This is a genomic window from Ciceribacter sp. L1K22 (genome assembly GCF_017599385.1).
In the GTDB taxonomy this organism is placed as follows: domain Bacteria; phylum Pseudomonadota; class Alphaproteobacteria; order Rhizobiales; family Rhizobiaceae; genus Allorhizobium.
Genome location: NZ_JAGFPK010000001.1, coordinates 2,087,753 through 2,101,698 on the forward strand (window position 1 = coordinate 2,087,753; position 13,946 = coordinate 2,101,698).

Below are 13,946 nucleotides of genomic sequence, written 5' to 3' on the forward strand. Positions count from 1 at the left end.
GGCCGCCGCCTGAAAGACTCCGAGGCTTTGCTCGATGGAGCATAATATCTTCTTCCCGCCCCAGGACGGCTTTGCCCTTGGGGCGCTCGCCGCGCGTATCGGCGCGACTTTGGAAGACGCCAGCAAATCAGACACGCAGATTCGCTCTCTTTCCCCCGTTTACCGGGCGAAGGAGGGTGATCTGTGTTATATTCTGTCGCGCCGCAGCCGTGACGAACTGAAGACCTGCAAGGCGTCCGCAATCCTCTGTGCCCCCGAATTGCGCTCCGCCATTCCCGCACACATCCCGGTTCTGGTGACGAACAACCCGCATACGGCCTTCGCCGTCGCCGGCTCGCTTCTTTTCCCGCAGGCCATGCGGCCCCGACGTCTGGATCGGTCTGCGCCTGATATCTCTCCCGCCGCCCATGTGCATCCGACAGCAAAGCTCGAGGACGGGGTTGTAATCGAGCCCATGGCCGTGATCGGTGCCGGTGTCGAGATCGGTGCAGGCACGCAGATTGGCGCCGGATCGATCATCGGTGAGAATGTCCGCATTGGCCGAAACTGCACGATCGCCACCGGCTGTTCCATCCAGTCGGCCCTGATCGGCAACAATGTCATCGTCTTCGATGGTGCTCGTATCGGCCAGGACGGCTTCGGCTATGCGCCGGGTCCGCGTGGCATGCTGAAGATTGTCCAGGTCGGCCGCGTCATCATTCAGGATCATGTCGAGATCGGCGCCAACACGACCATCGATCGTGGCACGATGGACGACACCGTCATCGGTGAGGGCACCAAGATCGACAATCTCGTGCAGATCGGCCACAACGTCCGCATCGGCCGCCATTGTGGCATCGTCGCGCAGGTCGGCATCGCCGGCAGCACGCGCATCGGCGATGGGGTCATGATCGGCGGCGCAAGCGGCGTCAACGGCCACATCACCGTCGGCGACGGCGTGCAGATCGCCGCGATGAGCGGCGTCATCGCCGATGTCCCGCCGGGAGAAAAATATGGCGGCCTGCCGGCCCGTCCGCTGAAGGATTTCCTGCGGGATGTCGCCCAGCAGATGAGCCAGTCCGAAAGCCGCAAGGGGAAGGGGAAGACCAATGAGTGAAACCGAAAAGGCGAGCCTTCACGCGGCCGACATCCTGGAGATCATGCGGCTCCTGCCGCATCGCTATCCGTTTCTGCTGATCGACAAGATCATCGAGATCGACGGCGACAATTCCGCCATCGGCATCAAGAACGTCACCATAAATGAGCCGCAATTCACCGGCCATTTCCCGACGCAGCCGATCATGCCGGGTGTGCTTCTGATCGAGGCGATGGCCCAGACGGCGGGCGCGATCTGCGCGCGCAGCCAGGGCGGCGCCGGCGACCTCGTCTACTTCATGACGATCGACAATGCGCGCTTCCGCAAGCCGGTGGTGCCGGGCGATCGGGTGGAGTTCCACGTCGTCAAGCAGAAGCAGCGCGGCAATATCTGGAAGTTCCACTGTGATGCCAAGGTCGACGGCGCGCTGGTCGCCGAGGCCGACATCGGCGCGATGATCGCGCCCGACAAGGAAAAGAAATGAGCAAGATTGCCCCGAGCGCCCGCATCCACCCGATGGCTGTCATCGAGGATGGTGCGGTCATCGGCGAGAACGTCGTCGTTGGCCCCTTCTGCCGTGTCGGCCCGAAAGTGGTGCTGAACGAGGGCGTGGAGCTTCTGTCGAACGCGGTGGTCACCGGGCTCACGACGATCGGGCGCGATACCCGCATCTTCCCGATGGCGGTCATCGGCGGCGATCCGCAGAGCATTCATCATGCGGGTGAGGAAACGAAACTCTTCGTTGGCGAAAATTGCACCATCCGCGAAGGCGTGACGATGAACACCGGCACTGCCGAGGGCGGCGGCGAGACTGTTGTCGGCAACAACAACCTTTTTCTTGCCAATTCGCACGTGGCGCATGATTGCCGCCTTGGCGACCATATCATCCTGTCGAACAACGTCATGCTGGCCGGCCACGTCAAGGTCGAGGACCGCGTGATCCTCGGCGGCGGCTCGGCCGTGCACCAGTTCACCCGCATCGGCCGCCAGGCCTTTGTGGGTGGTCTCTCCGCCGTCAGCTATGACGTGATTCCCTATGGCATGTTGAACGGCAATCCGGGCCTGCTTGGCGGTCTCAACGTCGTCGGCATGACCCGTTCCGGCATCGAACGCGCAACGATCCACCGCGTCCGCAAGGCCTACCAGGCGATCTTCGCCGAAGAAGGGGCGATCCGCACCAAGGCGGCTGCGATCCGCGACGAGTTCGCCGACTGCAAGGAGGTGATGGAGATCCTCGATTTCATCGCCGCCGACAGCGATCGCGCGCTGTCCTCGCCGTTCCGCGGCAAGGCCTGACATGGCGACCGCCGCCACCGCATCGCGCGCGGGACGGCTGGCGATCATTGCCGGCGACGGCAAGCTTCCGCTTTACGTTGCGCAAGCCGCGCGTGCCGGTGGCGAGAACCCCTTTATCCTTCCGTTACGGAACGAAGCAGCCCAGGACTGGCACGGCTTCGATAGCGCCGTGATCGGTGTTGGCGACATGGCCGGTCTCGCCCGTCTCCTGAAACAGAATGGGATCGGTCGCGTCGTGCTCTCCGGCGGAGTCCGGCGGCGACCGGCCTTCGGCGAAATTCGCGCCAACCTGCGCCATATCCTGAAGCTGCCTTCGGTCGTCCGCACGCTTCTGGCTGGCGGCGATGATGTGGTGCTGAAAATGGTGATCGAACTCATCGAGGCCCAGGGCGTGCGTGTCGTCGGCGCCCACGAGATCGCGCCCGACCTTCTGGCGACCGCCGGCCCGATCGGCAAGGTGGTGCCTGGCGAGGATGACCGTCGCGACATCGCCCGCGCGGCAGACGCGGCCGAAGCGCTCGGCCGGCTGGATGTGGGGCAGGGCGCCGTGAGCGTCGGCGGCCGCATCGTCGCGCTGGAAGGTGTCGAGGGTACCGATGCGATGCTCGCCCGCGTCGCCGACCTGCGTGCGGAAGGCCGTATTTCGAAATCCCGCAAGGGTGTCCTGGTCAAACTCTGCAAGCCGCAGCAGGATGTCCGTGCAGATCTTCCGACGATCGGCCGCTCGACGGTTGAAAATGCCGTGAAGGCCGGGCTTTCCGGGATCGCCGTGGAAGCCGGCCGGTCGCTGATCGTCGATCGCGTGGCACTCGTTGCGATGGCAAACGACGCGGGGCTCTTCGTCTGCGGTCTCGACCGCAGCCTGCCGGGAGATGGACTATGACGGGAACGCCGCTGAAGATCGCCGTGATTGCCGGGGAGGTGTCCGGCGACCTGCTCGGCGCGGACCTGATCGCAGCGCTCAAGCGCCGGCATGACGGACCCGTCTCGCTCGTCGGTATTGGCGGAGAAGCCTTGCAGGCCGAGGGGTTGTCCTCTCTCTTCGACTTCTCCGAACTCTCGATCATGGGCTTCACCCAGGTCATTTCGAAACTGCCGAAGCTGGTGCGGCTGATCAACCGTGCCGCGGACACCATCGTGGCGGCCGAGCCCGACCTGCTGCTGATCGTCGACAGCCCGGATTTCACCCATCGCGTTGCGAAGAAGGTGCGCAAGGCGCTGCCCGATCTGCCGATCGTCGATTATGTCTGCCCGAGCGTCTGGGCCTGGAAGGAATACCGCGCAACGGCGATGCTCGACTATGTCGACCTCGTGCTCGCCGTCCTGCCGTTCGAGCCTGAAACCATGCAAAAGCTTGGCGGCCCCGAGACGCATTACATCGGACACCGCCTGACCGCTGATCCGGATCTTCTTCGGGTGCGGCAACAACGGTCCGAGCGTGGCCTCACTCCCGCCACGGGTGAGCGCACCATCATGCTGCTGCCCGGCTCGCGCGGCGGCGAGATCCGGTCGCTGATGCCGGTCTTCGGCGAGGCGGCGGCCGAGTTCATCACCCGAAACGGACCGACACGCCTCGTCCTCCCCACGGTTCCCCGGCAGGAAAACCTGGTGCGCCAACTAGCCGCCGGCTGGACGGTGAAGCCGGAAATTTCCGTAGGCCCCGCCGCGAAGTGGCAGGCCTTCGCCGCTGCGGACGCCGCAATTGCTGCCTCCGGCACGGTTATCCTGGAACTCGGCCTTGCCGGGGTGCCGGTGGTCTCCTGCTACAAGACCGACTGGCTGATCAAGCTGCTCGCCGGCCGCATCAAGACCTGGACGGGCGCGCTGCCCAACCTGATTGCCGACTACGTCATCGTCCCGGAATACATCAACGAGGTGGTCCGCCCGGCGAGCCTTGCCCGCTGGGCGGAGCGGCTGTCGGCCGACACGCTTCAGCGGCGCGCCATGCTGGAGGGTTTCGACGCCGTCTGGAGCCGCATGGGCACGGAAACGCCATCGGGCGAGGCGGGCGCGGGTCTGGTGCTCGATCTGCTCCGAAAGAGAAACCGCCTGCCGCGCTGACGCCGGCAGGCGAGGGTGCTACTCCGCCGCGACCGCGCGTTCCCAGGAGGCGAACGGGTCCGGCAGGTTGCGCCAGCGCTCCGGCGTGAAACCGTCGGCGTCGAGAAGACAGGAATCGAGCTCGGCCCGGATCGCCGCTTCGTCCATCGCCTGAGCGCCGATGAAGACGAGTTCCTGGCGCCGGTCGCCCCAGACGGGATCGAGATACGGCGCCATCATGCGCTCGAAGCCGGGATCGTCCGGCCAGCGCTGGCGCGGAACGGATGCCCACCACAAGCCCATCTTGCCCGTCCGGACGATGGCGCCGGCCTGGCTGAGTTCACCCACATGGTGCGGACGTGTCGCCAGCCAGAAAAAGCCCTTGGCGCGCACGACACCGACCCAGCTCTTGTTGATGAACCCCTGGAACCGCTCGGGATGAAACGGCTGCCGCGCCCGGTAGACGAAGGATCGGATGCCGTATTCCTCGGTTTCCGGCACATGGTCCTTGAATCCGTGCAACTCCTTGAACCAGAGCGGATGCTCCTGCGCCCTCTCCAGATCGAAGAGGCCGGTGTCCAGCACGTCGGAGAGCGCCACCCGCCCGAAATCGGCTTCCACCAGACGCGCATCCGCGTTGAGGCCGCGGATGATAGCGCGGGCGGCCTCGCGCTGTTCGTCGGTCGCGGTGCCGACCTTGTTCAGCACCACGACATCGGCGAATTCGATCTGCTCCACCAGCAGGTCCACCAGCGTCCGATGATCGCCGTCACCTGCGGTCTCCCCGCGATCGGAGAGGAAATCCGTCGAGGAATAATCGGCGAGCAGATTGGCGGCATCGACCACCGTCACCATTGTATCGAGTCGAGCGACGTCGGACAGGCTGCGGCCGTGCTCGTCGCGATAGTCGAACGTGGTGGCGATCGGCAGCGGTTCGGCAATGCCGGTGCCTTCGATGAGCAAATAGTCGAACCGGCCGTCCTCCGCGAGCCGCCGAACCTCGGTCAAAAGGTCCTCGCGCAAGGTGCAGCAGATGCAGCCATTGCTCATTTCGACGAGCTGCTCTTCGGTGCGCGAGAGATTGGCGTCACCGCCGCGCACGAGCGCCGCGTCGATATTGATCTCGCTCATGTCGTTGACGATGACGGCGACCCGCAGACCCTCGCGATTGGCGAGAATATGGTTGAGCAGGGTCGTCTTCCCGGCTCCGAGGAAGCCGGAAAGGACGGTGGTCGGAAGGCGCTTCATGCGGAATTGTCCCGTTTTATAGCAGAGATTTCGCTTCGGTCAGTCCGAGAGGCAATCCTTGAGTGATGTCGCGATCGCCCGCATCATGTCCGGGTAAAGCTGCGGTCCGGCGGTGAGCGCGCCTGCCTCCGGATCGAGAACGCCGGACTTGGCATCTGTTCCCTCGGTCACGACCGCAATCAGCTTCGGCTCGAACTGCGGTTCGGCGAAGACGCAGGCCGCGTTCAGTTCCTTGATCTTGGCATGGATCTGGCTGACGCGATCGGCGCCGGGCATGACTTCCGGGCTGACCGTTATGGAGCCGGCCACGCGCACGCCGTAACGATGCTCGAAATACTGGTAGGCGTCGTGGAAGACGACGAACGGCTTGTCCTTGATCGGCGCAACCGTCTCGGCAATCTCCTTGTCGAGAGCGTCGAGCGAGGCGAGCAGGGCCTCTGCGTTCGTGGCATAGGTCGCGGCATTCTCAGGGTCGGCCTCTTCCAGCACGCGGGCGATCTCGCTCGCCATGGCTTTCGCATTCATCGGGTCTAGCCACATGTGCATGTCGTTGCCGCCATGCTCATGGTCGTGCCCTGCCTCCTCATGCGCGTGCTCTTGATCTTCATCCTCGTGCTCGTGCGCATGGGCCTCCTCGGCGCTTTCAGCCGCATGATCGTGATCGTCATGCCCGGCTTGTTCGCCTTCGTGTGCATGATCGTGGTCGCCGTGATCGTGCGCCTCAAAGGCGCCGCCTTCACGGAACGGCAGAACCTCGAGGCCCGACGCGTCTTCTAATTCGACAACCTTTGCGTCGGACGACAGCGCCTCGAGCGGCTTTTCCAGGAAGGCTTCCAGCCCATGACCGACCCAGAACACGACATTGGCATCCTGAAGCTTCCGCGCATCGGAGGGCCGCAGCGTATAGGTATGCGGGGAGGCGGCGCCCTCGACGATCAGGTCCGGCGTCTCGACACCCTCCATGATGGCCGCGACCAGGGAGTGGACCGGCTTGATCGAGGCAACCACCTTCGGCGCGGCCATCGCGGCCTGGGGGAGAAAGGTAAGCGCGACCGAGGTTGCGAGGAGGGCTATAACTGACGATTTCATGAATATGCTCCGGTTTGGCCGATGTGTAATGTTATTACATATGTTGCGTAACGCTATAACGTGTGCCATAGCGTCGGGCAAGATCAAAAACTGGAAAAACCATGACCCCTTCCGAACTTCTCGGACAGACGCCGTTGGTGACGCTCAGGAATGCTGGCGTACGCCGCGGCGGGCGCTGGCTGGTGCGCGGCGTCGACTTTTCGGTCAGCCCCGGCGAAATCGTGACGCTGATCGGCCCGAACGGCTCCGGCAAGTCGACGAGCGCCAAGATGGCGATCGGTGTCCTGAAGCCGGACGAGGGCGAGGTTGAACGCCATCGCCCGTTCACCGTCGGCTACGTCCCACAGAAGCTCGCGATCGACTGGACGATGCCGCTCACCGTCCGTCGCCTGATGACCCTGACCATGAAGCTGTCACCGGTGGAGATCGACGCGGCGCTTCATGCGGTCGGTATCGCCCACCTGAAGGAGGCCGAGGTGCAACACCTCTCCGGCGGCGAGTTCCAGCGCGCGCTTCTTGCCCGCGCCATCGCCCGGAAGCCGGACCTGTTGGTGCTCGACGAGCCCGTGCAGGGCGTCGACTTCTCCGGCGAGATCGCGCTCTACGATCTGATCACTTCGATCCGCAAGTCGACCGGCTGCGGCATCCTGCTGATCTCGCACGATCTGCACGTCGTCATGGCAGAGACCGATACCGTGATCTGCCTCAACGGACACGTCTGCTGCCGCGGAACGCCGGAGGCCGTCAGCCGCAGTCCGGAATACCAGCGCATGTTCGGCGCCACTGCCGGCAGCACGCTCGCCGTCTACAACCATCATCACGATCACACCCATCTGCCTGACGGTCGCGTACGCCATTCAGACGGCACCGTCACCGATCATTGCCACCCGGAGGATGGCCATCACCACGAGCATGACCACGACCACCACGGACACGCCCATGCGGTGAAGCACGAGGGACATCGCCATGCTTGACGACTTCTTCGTCCGCGCGCTCATCGCCGGCGTCGGCGTCGCGCTCACCGCCGGCCCGCTCGGCTGTTTTGTCATCTGGCGGCGCATGGCCTATTTCGGCGACACCATGGCCCACTCGGCCCTGCTGGGGGTCGCGCTCTCGCTGTTCTTCTCGCTCAATCTGATGGTCAGCGTCTTCGTTGTCGCCGCCGGCGTCTCGTTGTTGCTGCTGCTTCTTCAGCGCCGGCAGGCGCTGTCGTCCGACGCGTTGCTTGGCATTCTCAGCCACTCGACGCTGGCGATCGGCCTGGTCATGGTCGCTTTCATGACCTGGGTGCGAATCGACCTCATCGCCTTCCTGTTCGGCGACATCCTCGCGGTCACCCGTGCCGATATCGCCGTCGTCTGGGTCGGCGGCGCATTAGTTCTTGCGGCCATCGCGGCCCTGTGGCGGCCGCTGCTCGCCTCCACTGTCAATGTCGAGCTGGCCGAGGCGGAAGGGCTGAACCCCGAACGCGCCCGCCTGTTCTTCATGCTGCTGATGGCGCTCGTCATCGCGATCGCCATGAAGATCGTCGGCATCATGCTGATCACCTCGCTGCTGATCATTCCGGCAGCCGCAGCGCGGCGGTTTTCGTCGACGCCGGAGATAATGGCGATCTACGCGGCCCTGCTCGGCGCCGTCGCCGTGGTCGGCGGCCTGTTCGGCTCGCTCGAATACGATACGCCCTCCGGCCCCTCGATTGTGGTTGCGGCCCTTCTTATCTTTCTGGTGAGCCTGCTGCCTTTCGGTCGCAGGAACGCCGTGGCGGATGCCACTAGGGAGACCACGCGATGAACCAGATGACGCTGACCAAGAACCAGTCCCTCGTGCTCGGCGTACTGCGCCAGACCGACCAGCCGCTCTCGGCCTATACGATCCTCGACAAGTTGCGCGACCAGGGTTTTCGCGCGCCGCTGCAGGTTTACCGGGCGCTCGAAAAGCTTCTCGACACCGGTCTGGTGCATCGCCTTGAGAGCATCAATTCCTTCGTCGCCTGCGCCCATCCGCAGGAAAGCTGCTGCAGCCACGGCATCGTCGCCTTCGCGATCTGCAACAGTTGCGGGCAGGTGTCGGAATTCCACGATCATGCGATCGACGACCGTCTTCGCCAGTGGGAGACGTCGAAGCAGTTCCGCGCGGAAAAGACCACGATCGAGATCCGGGGCCTATGCGCCGCCTGTGCCGCCTGAACCTCAGAGTGGTGTGAGGTCGCGCGAAAACCTTTTCCAGTTGGCGACATAGCTTTCCGCCGAGCGTTTCAGCCCATCGACGGCCGCCTCGTCCAGCGTACGGATGGCGCGGGCGGGCGAACCGACGATCAGCGAATTGTCGGGAAATTCCTTGCCCTCGGTGACGAGCGCGTTGGCGCCGATCAGGCAATTGTTGCCGATCCTCGCGCCGTTCAGCACCGTCGCACCCATGCCGACAAGCGTGTTGTCGCCCAAAGTGCAGCCGTGCACGATCGCGTGGTGGCCGATGGTGCAGCCCCGGCCGATGGTAACGGGAAAGCCCGGATCGACATGGATCATCACGCCTTCCTGGATGTTCGTGCCGTCGCCGATGACGATGGGTTCGTTATCGCCCCTAAGCACCGCGCCGAACCAGATGCCGACATCGCGGCCAAGCGTGACCTGTCCGATCACATGCGCGTCCGGCGCGATCCAATAAGCGTCGTCCGCCGGTGTGTTCGGCGTCAGATTGCCAAGTCGATAAAGCGGCATGGTCGTCCTCCCGGCTTGCCGGCCCCGGTGGGGCGCGGCTTACTTAAGCCGCAGGATAACCGGGAAACGACCGTGATGCGAGCCGATGTGCAGATGGATGTCGGCGTGCGCCTGCGATTGCCGCCAGGCGCGGGCGCCGTGGCTGAGCAGCAGGCCGATGAGATCCTTGCTCTTCGCCTTGGGCTTGCCGAGCCCCATGTCGGCAAGCCGCATCGCGGCTTCATGAAGCGGATGCAGTGTAAAGCGGGACTGCTGTTCGCTCTCTAGCCCTTGCCGTGCGGCATCGAGGCTGTTCTCGTTCGTCGCCATTGAATTTCCCTCGTACGCAGTACACAAATCGAGGGGTCACGGGGCCATTACTGCAGTGCGGCCCAGCAACCAATTCCTTTTTTCTTCAGAGAGTTGCACGCATTGACGGCCGACTTCTGATCGTCAAAGCCGCCGAAACGCGCGCGATACACCTGTGCGGCGCCCGTATCGTAGGCAACCGTGAATGGGGTGGCGGAACGCAATACCTTGCCGCCTTTATCCTGCGCCTTGCGCAGGAGTTCCATGGCCATGTCGCGATCGGGCGACGTGCCAACCTGTACGATCCAGCCCGACACCGGCGCTGCCTGCTGCGTCGAGGCCGTGACCGTGCCATCGACGCCTTCGGGAACCGAAAGCGAAGCCACCTGCTGCGGGGCCTGCGCCTGCGGCGCGATGATCGCGGATGATTGTTCCGGCATATAGGCCGGGGCGGGTGCCGGGACCGGCACGCTCGTTGCCATCGTCGCCGTGGCCGGTGCTACCGATGTCGTTGCCGTGACTTGCGCCAGCGCGGATTGCGCGGCGCTTTCTGCCGGTGCGGCATAGGCGTTGGCAACCGGCGCATGCTCGTAGCGGGCAACCGGAACCGGACCGTTCAGCGGCAGCATGTCGTCAACGGTCACAACGGCCATCGTGTCTGCCGGCATGACCGAGGTGCTGCCGCGGGCGATCAGCAGGCTCTGGCGACCAGACCGGCTGGCCTTCGGCATGTACTTCGCGACAAGTTCCCGCATCGTCGCGTCGCGCCGCGCGCCGGAGCTGCCGCCCATGACCACGGCGACGATCGTGCGGCCATCGGCCTGGGCCGAGGTCACGAGGTTGAAGCCGGCGGCGCGTGTAAAGCCCGTCTTGATGCCATCGACGCCGCGCACATTGCCAAGCAGGCGATTGTGGTTGCCGATGACGGACTTGCCGAACTTGAAGCTGCGGGTGGAGAAGTAGCCGTAATATTGCGGAAAATGCTGGCGCAGCGCCACGCCGAGGATCGCTTGGTCGCGGGCGGTCGTCATCTGCGCGGTATTGGGAAGGCCGTGCGCGTTGCGATAGGTGGTGCGGCTCATGCCGAGGCTACGGGCCTTGGCGGTCATCATCTGGGCGAACCGGGATTCGGAGCCGCCGAGATATTCGCCGAGCGCGGTTGCGATGTCATTGGCCGAACGGGTGACGAGAGCGAGGATACCCTGCTCGATCGTCACGGACCCGCCCGCACGCACGCCGAGCTTGGACGGCGGCTCTGCTGCGGCATTCTTGGAAACCGGAACCTTCGTGTCGAGCCGGACGCGACCGCTCTCGAGCGCCTCGAACACGAGGTAGAGCGTCATCATCTTGGTGAGCGATGCGGGATAGCGCAGCGAGTCGGCATCGCTCTCGTAGAGCGTCTTGCCGGTGCGGGCATCGATGACGATCCCGGCATATTTCGGCGCGGCCTCGGCTGTCGAAACGACGAGGCCGAGCGCGAGGGAAAACGCCAGGGCGAATATGGGCAATTGACGCTTCATCAGGAAAGAAAGGGCCTGCCTGAAACCAACCGTTCTTGTTCTTGTCACCGCTAAACTCTTCACTTGATCTGTCTGGATACGGATGCCCCCTCCGACCCTCTTCAAGGATATGCAGCCAGCCTTACCAAGTGGTTTATGATGAATGGAAAGTTTCCACGTTCAGTCGAATTTATTGAGAATCCGAGCTTTTTTCGGCGCCGCCGCCAAGACGCGCCTCAAAGTGCTGCCGGATCGCCGCGTCGATCCGCTCCCAGTCGGCAAGGCGCCGGCTGGAAAAGCGGTAGAGCACGGTGAGGTCGCGCCCGACATGGATGTCGCGCTGGCAGTCACCGCTGCTCGGCGGGCTGTCGGGAGCGGCGATCAGGCAGCGAACCGCGTAATCGGCTTGGCCGAAACGGGGTGCGGTGTACATGACTTCGTTCGCATAGCCGGCATCGTTGCGAAGCCGGTGAAGGGTAAGGCCGTGCGGGCCGGGTTCGGCAGGCCCATCGAACAGATAGGAGTAGATCGGTTCCACGCGCCCCGACATGTCGCGGGACATCGTGCTCTGGGAAAGCTGCACGAAGATCAGGGTGTCGGCGAGGCTCACGTCGTCGAAGCGCCGTCGCTCCCCGCGCTGATAACCCGTCATCTCCGGCCAGAGGAAATAAAGATCGGCGCGCTCGGCGGAACCGCTGTGCCTCTGACCGGCGAACCGCAGCGTGTTCGCCTCGAGCGAAAGCGTATCCTGGCCGATCCGGATGGAGAATGTTTCAGTGCTGTCGGTGTGTCCTGCCAGAAGCATGCGATCGCCGAACATCTGGCCGGCAATGCTGATGGCAACGGAGAACAGGGCGATCGCCACTACGGCGATGGCAACCTTGGTGATGAAACCGCTGGAGATCGCTGGCGCTTCGCTGTGCGCGCTCGTCTGGCTGGCATTCGCCATGTCTCGTGTCCCGGCTATCGGCTCACGGCACGGTTTGTCGTGAATCTCAAGCGGCAGGCTGCGATATCAGGGTTAACGAAACGCTAACGACGGATCTGCTGCCCAAAGAAAGAGAGCCGATCCCGCTGGCGTTTGCGGGATCGGCTCCTGGCGCCGGTCGGGGACGGGGTGCGGGGGACGGACCGGGGCCAAACTCTCCTGTAACGGTTGATCGATGCGGTCAGTTGGTGCCGACGCTGCTGACGGCCATCGCGCGGCCATCCTGCAGCTTCACCCACCGACCGGCATGGGTCGAGGACTGCCGTTTCAGGTATGTGTATTCGGTGTCGGACCACAGCAGCACCTTGTTGCGCATGTTGTCCAGAATGAAGTCGCCATGATCGGTGCGGACGGTCAGCACCGCGTGGCCCTCGCCATTCGGCTGCAGCACCACGGTGATCAGCAGGTCGGAGGCCGAGAACCCGGCATCCATCAGCATCTTGCGCTTCAGCAGAACGAAGTCCTCGCAGTCGCCGACCGAGCGCGGATAGGTCCACAGTTCCTCGACGCCGTAGATCTCCTGGTCCGTCAGTGGCTGGATTGCCGAGTTGACGTCGTAATTCACCTGAAGAAGCGTTTTCCACGCGTTCTCGGTCAGCGTCATCGGTCCTGTATCGCCGGACGCGGAAGGTTGGCATTCCGAGCTGTAGGTCTTGCAGAATTCGTAGTGACCGATCGGCGGATTGGCTTTGCCGACGATGTGCATGTTCGCGGGTACGGCGGCTGCCTGTGACGTGAGCGCTCCCAGCGCGGCTGCGACGATCAGGCTGCGGCGAAGTGTGTTGTTTCTTGTCATTGTTTGTCTCCCCGTTATGGAAGAACAATGACACAAACACTTTTATCCATCGCAAAATCATGAAGTAAAAAGAAGGACTTATAAGAGTTAAATAAGAATAGATTTTGCGATTAATAGTATTAAAGTTCTAGTTTTATTTGAGTATTTTTTGAATAAAACACGCGTAAAATTTGAATGAAATGCACCGGCGCGAAATGAGGCCATCAATGATTTCATTGGAGTTTTTCGCTCTGCGAGTGCCAGATGAACGCTGGCCTCTGCTGCGCGGGACGCAGGGCTGCCGCGGTTTTTGTCGCACTCCCGCTATCCGCGAGGCGGCAGCAGCCATTTCTGCGGCCTTGCCGGCGTCTGATTGTCCGCAAACCGTGGCAAAAATTTTCGGGAAGCGCGTATTTTTTTCGGTGAAACGGTCGACCGCGTGTTTGGGAGGGCCGGACATAAGAGGCCGACCCTCTTCACCGGTTAAATCGGTTGTCCGACGTCGATGCGGTTCCCGTCTGGATCTTCGAACACGAAGGCCCTGAGGCCGTAGTCCTTGTCTGCGAGGCTCTTGATGATCCGTGTGCCGTTTTTCTGGCAGACAGCGTGCAACTGGTCGACATCCTCGACAATGAGGTGGGCGACATTGAAGGTCGCGGCCTTGTGTCCGGGCTGCAAGGTTAGGTGCAGTTCCGCGTCGTGGCGCTTCAGGATCATGAAGCCGACGGGATTGCCGTTTTCGAATAGTTTTCGGAAACCGAGCACTCCTGTGTAGAAGTCGTGCGCCTTGTTAATGCCACGGACAGGCAAGGTAGCGGCAATTCGTCCGAAGCGGACGCCGTGGTCGTTCATGGCGGAACCCATTTTGCGAACCCGCATGCATCGACGGACAGTGCCGGTCGTTCTGCTGCGTCTCGCTGTTGATCTCCGC

Annotated in this window: 16 protein-coding genes; 8 read left to right on the plus strand and 8 right to left on the minus strand. The window is 63.1% G+C overall.

Translation table 11 applies throughout. The features are described 5' to 3' along the window. Positions 1-34: 34 nt before the first annotated feature. Genes lpxD through lpxB form a run of 5 tightly spaced genes read left to right on the plus strand, consistent with a single transcriptional unit; the run spans position 35 to position 4,432 of the window. Complete coding sequence (lpxD, locus tag J5J09_RS10475) at positions 35-1,096, plus strand: UDP-3-O-(3-hydroxymyristoyl)glucosamine N-acyltransferase (protein WP_208549950.1); 1,062 nt, start codon at positions 35-37, stop codon at positions 1,094-1,096. Further along, a complete protein-coding gene (gene fabZ / locus J5J09_RS10480; RefSeq protein WP_208549954.1) occupies positions 1,089-1,559 on the plus strand; it encodes a 3-hydroxyacyl-ACP dehydratase FabZ in 471 nt (156 codons plus the stop codon). Before lpxD ends, fabZ begins: the two co-directional genes overlap by 8 nt. Further along, positions 1,556-2,371, plus strand: coding sequence for an acyl-ACP--UDP-N-acetylglucosamine O-acyltransferase (gene lpxA, locus J5J09_RS10485; protein WP_208549959.1), 816 nt, complete (start codon positions 1,556-1,558; stop codon positions 2,369-2,371). Before fabZ ends, lpxA begins: the two co-directional genes overlap by 4 nt. 1 nt (position 2,372) lies before the next feature. Continuing rightward, positions 2,373-3,254 carry a UDP-2,3-diacylglucosamine diphosphatase LpxI gene (gene lpxI / locus J5J09_RS10490; RefSeq protein ID WP_208549962.1) on the plus strand — a complete coding sequence of 294 codons (882 nt, stop codon included), beginning with the start codon at positions 2,373-2,375 and terminating at the stop codon, positions 3,252-3,254. After that, positions 3,251-4,432: a lipid-A-disaccharide synthase gene (lpxB, locus tag J5J09_RS10495; protein ID WP_208549967.1), complete on the plus strand. Its 1,182-nt coding sequence runs from the start codon at positions 3,251-3,253 to the stop codon at positions 4,430-4,432. Before lpxI ends, lpxB begins: the two co-directional genes overlap by 4 nt. 18 nt (positions 4,433-4,450) lie before the next feature. Here lpxB and zigA read toward each other — a convergent pair whose 3' ends face one another. Together zigA and J5J09_RS10505 are read right to left on the minus strand one after the other, a co-directional pair. Next, the gene (gene zigA, locus J5J09_RS10500; RefSeq protein ID WP_208549976.1) at positions 4,451-5,659 is read right to left on the minus strand and encodes a zinc metallochaperone GTPase ZigA; all 1,209 of its coding nucleotides are present in this window, start codon (positions 5,657-5,659) and stop codon (positions 4,451-4,453) included. A gap of 39 nt (positions 5,660-5,698) precedes the next feature. Beyond that, the gene (locus J5J09_RS10505) at positions 5,699-6,748 is read right to left on the minus strand and encodes a zinc ABC transporter substrate-binding protein (protein WP_208549984.1); all 1,050 of its coding nucleotides are present in this window, start codon (positions 6,746-6,748) and stop codon (positions 5,699-5,701) included. A 101-nt stretch (positions 6,749-6,849) separates the two neighbouring features. Here J5J09_RS10505 and J5J09_RS10510 point away from each other — a divergent pair, with 101 nt between their 5' ends. The 3 genes from J5J09_RS10510 to J5J09_RS10520 are packed head-to-tail and all read left to right on the plus strand — an operon-like array spanning position 6,850 to position 8,934. After that, positions 6,850-7,722 (plus strand): metal ABC transporter ATP-binding protein, encoded by an 873-nt coding sequence (locus tag J5J09_RS10510; protein WP_208549989.1) that lies wholly within the window; start codon positions 6,850-6,852, stop codon positions 7,720-7,722. Continuing rightward, a complete protein-coding gene (locus tag J5J09_RS10515; protein ID WP_208549992.1) occupies positions 7,715-8,539 on the plus strand; it encodes an iron chelate uptake ABC transporter family permease subunit in 825 nt (274 codons plus the stop codon). Before J5J09_RS10510 ends, J5J09_RS10515 begins: the two co-directional genes overlap by 8 nt. Then, positions 8,536-8,934 carry a Fur family transcriptional regulator gene (locus tag J5J09_RS10520; protein ID WP_208549993.1) on the plus strand — a complete coding sequence of 133 codons (399 nt, stop codon included), beginning with the start codon at positions 8,536-8,538 and terminating at the stop codon, positions 8,932-8,934. Before J5J09_RS10515 ends, J5J09_RS10520 begins: the two co-directional genes overlap by 4 nt. 3 nt (positions 8,935-8,937) lie before the next feature. On the opposite strand, the gene J5J09_RS10525 is transcribed toward J5J09_RS10520, so the two are convergent. The 6 genes from J5J09_RS10525 to J5J09_RS10550 form a co-directional block, all read right to left on the minus strand. Next, complete coding sequence (locus J5J09_RS10525; RefSeq protein ID WP_208549994.1) at positions 8,938-9,465, minus strand: gamma carbonic anhydrase family protein; 528 nt, start codon at positions 9,463-9,465, stop codon at positions 8,938-8,940. A gap of 39 nt (positions 9,466-9,504) precedes the next feature. Then, positions 9,505-9,774, minus strand: a complete 270-nt coding sequence (locus J5J09_RS10530) for a hypothetical protein (protein WP_208549995.1) — start codon at positions 9,772-9,774, stop codon at positions 9,505-9,507. A 47-nt stretch (positions 9,775-9,821) separates the two neighbouring features. Next, positions 9,822-11,273 (minus strand): SPOR domain-containing protein, encoded by a 1,452-nt coding sequence (locus J5J09_RS10535; RefSeq protein ID WP_208553525.1) that lies wholly within the window; start codon positions 11,271-11,273, stop codon positions 9,822-9,824. Between the two features lie 169 nt (positions 11,274-11,442). After that, the gene (locus J5J09_RS10540) at positions 11,443-12,201 is read right to left on the minus strand and encodes a hypothetical protein (protein ID WP_208549998.1); all 759 of its coding nucleotides are present in this window, start codon (positions 12,199-12,201) and stop codon (positions 11,443-11,445) included. Between the two features lie 220 nt (positions 12,202-12,421). Further along, positions 12,422-13,036 carry a transglutaminase-like cysteine peptidase gene (locus J5J09_RS10545; protein ID WP_208549999.1) on the minus strand — a complete coding sequence of 205 codons (615 nt, stop codon included), beginning with the start codon at positions 13,034-13,036 and terminating at the stop codon, positions 12,422-12,424. A 462-nt stretch (positions 13,037-13,498) separates the two neighbouring features. Beyond that, positions 13,499-13,867: a VOC family protein gene (locus J5J09_RS10550; protein ID WP_208550000.1), complete on the minus strand. Its 369-nt coding sequence runs from the start codon at positions 13,865-13,867 to the stop codon at positions 13,499-13,501. Between the last annotated feature and the right edge of the window lie 79 nt (positions 13,868-13,946).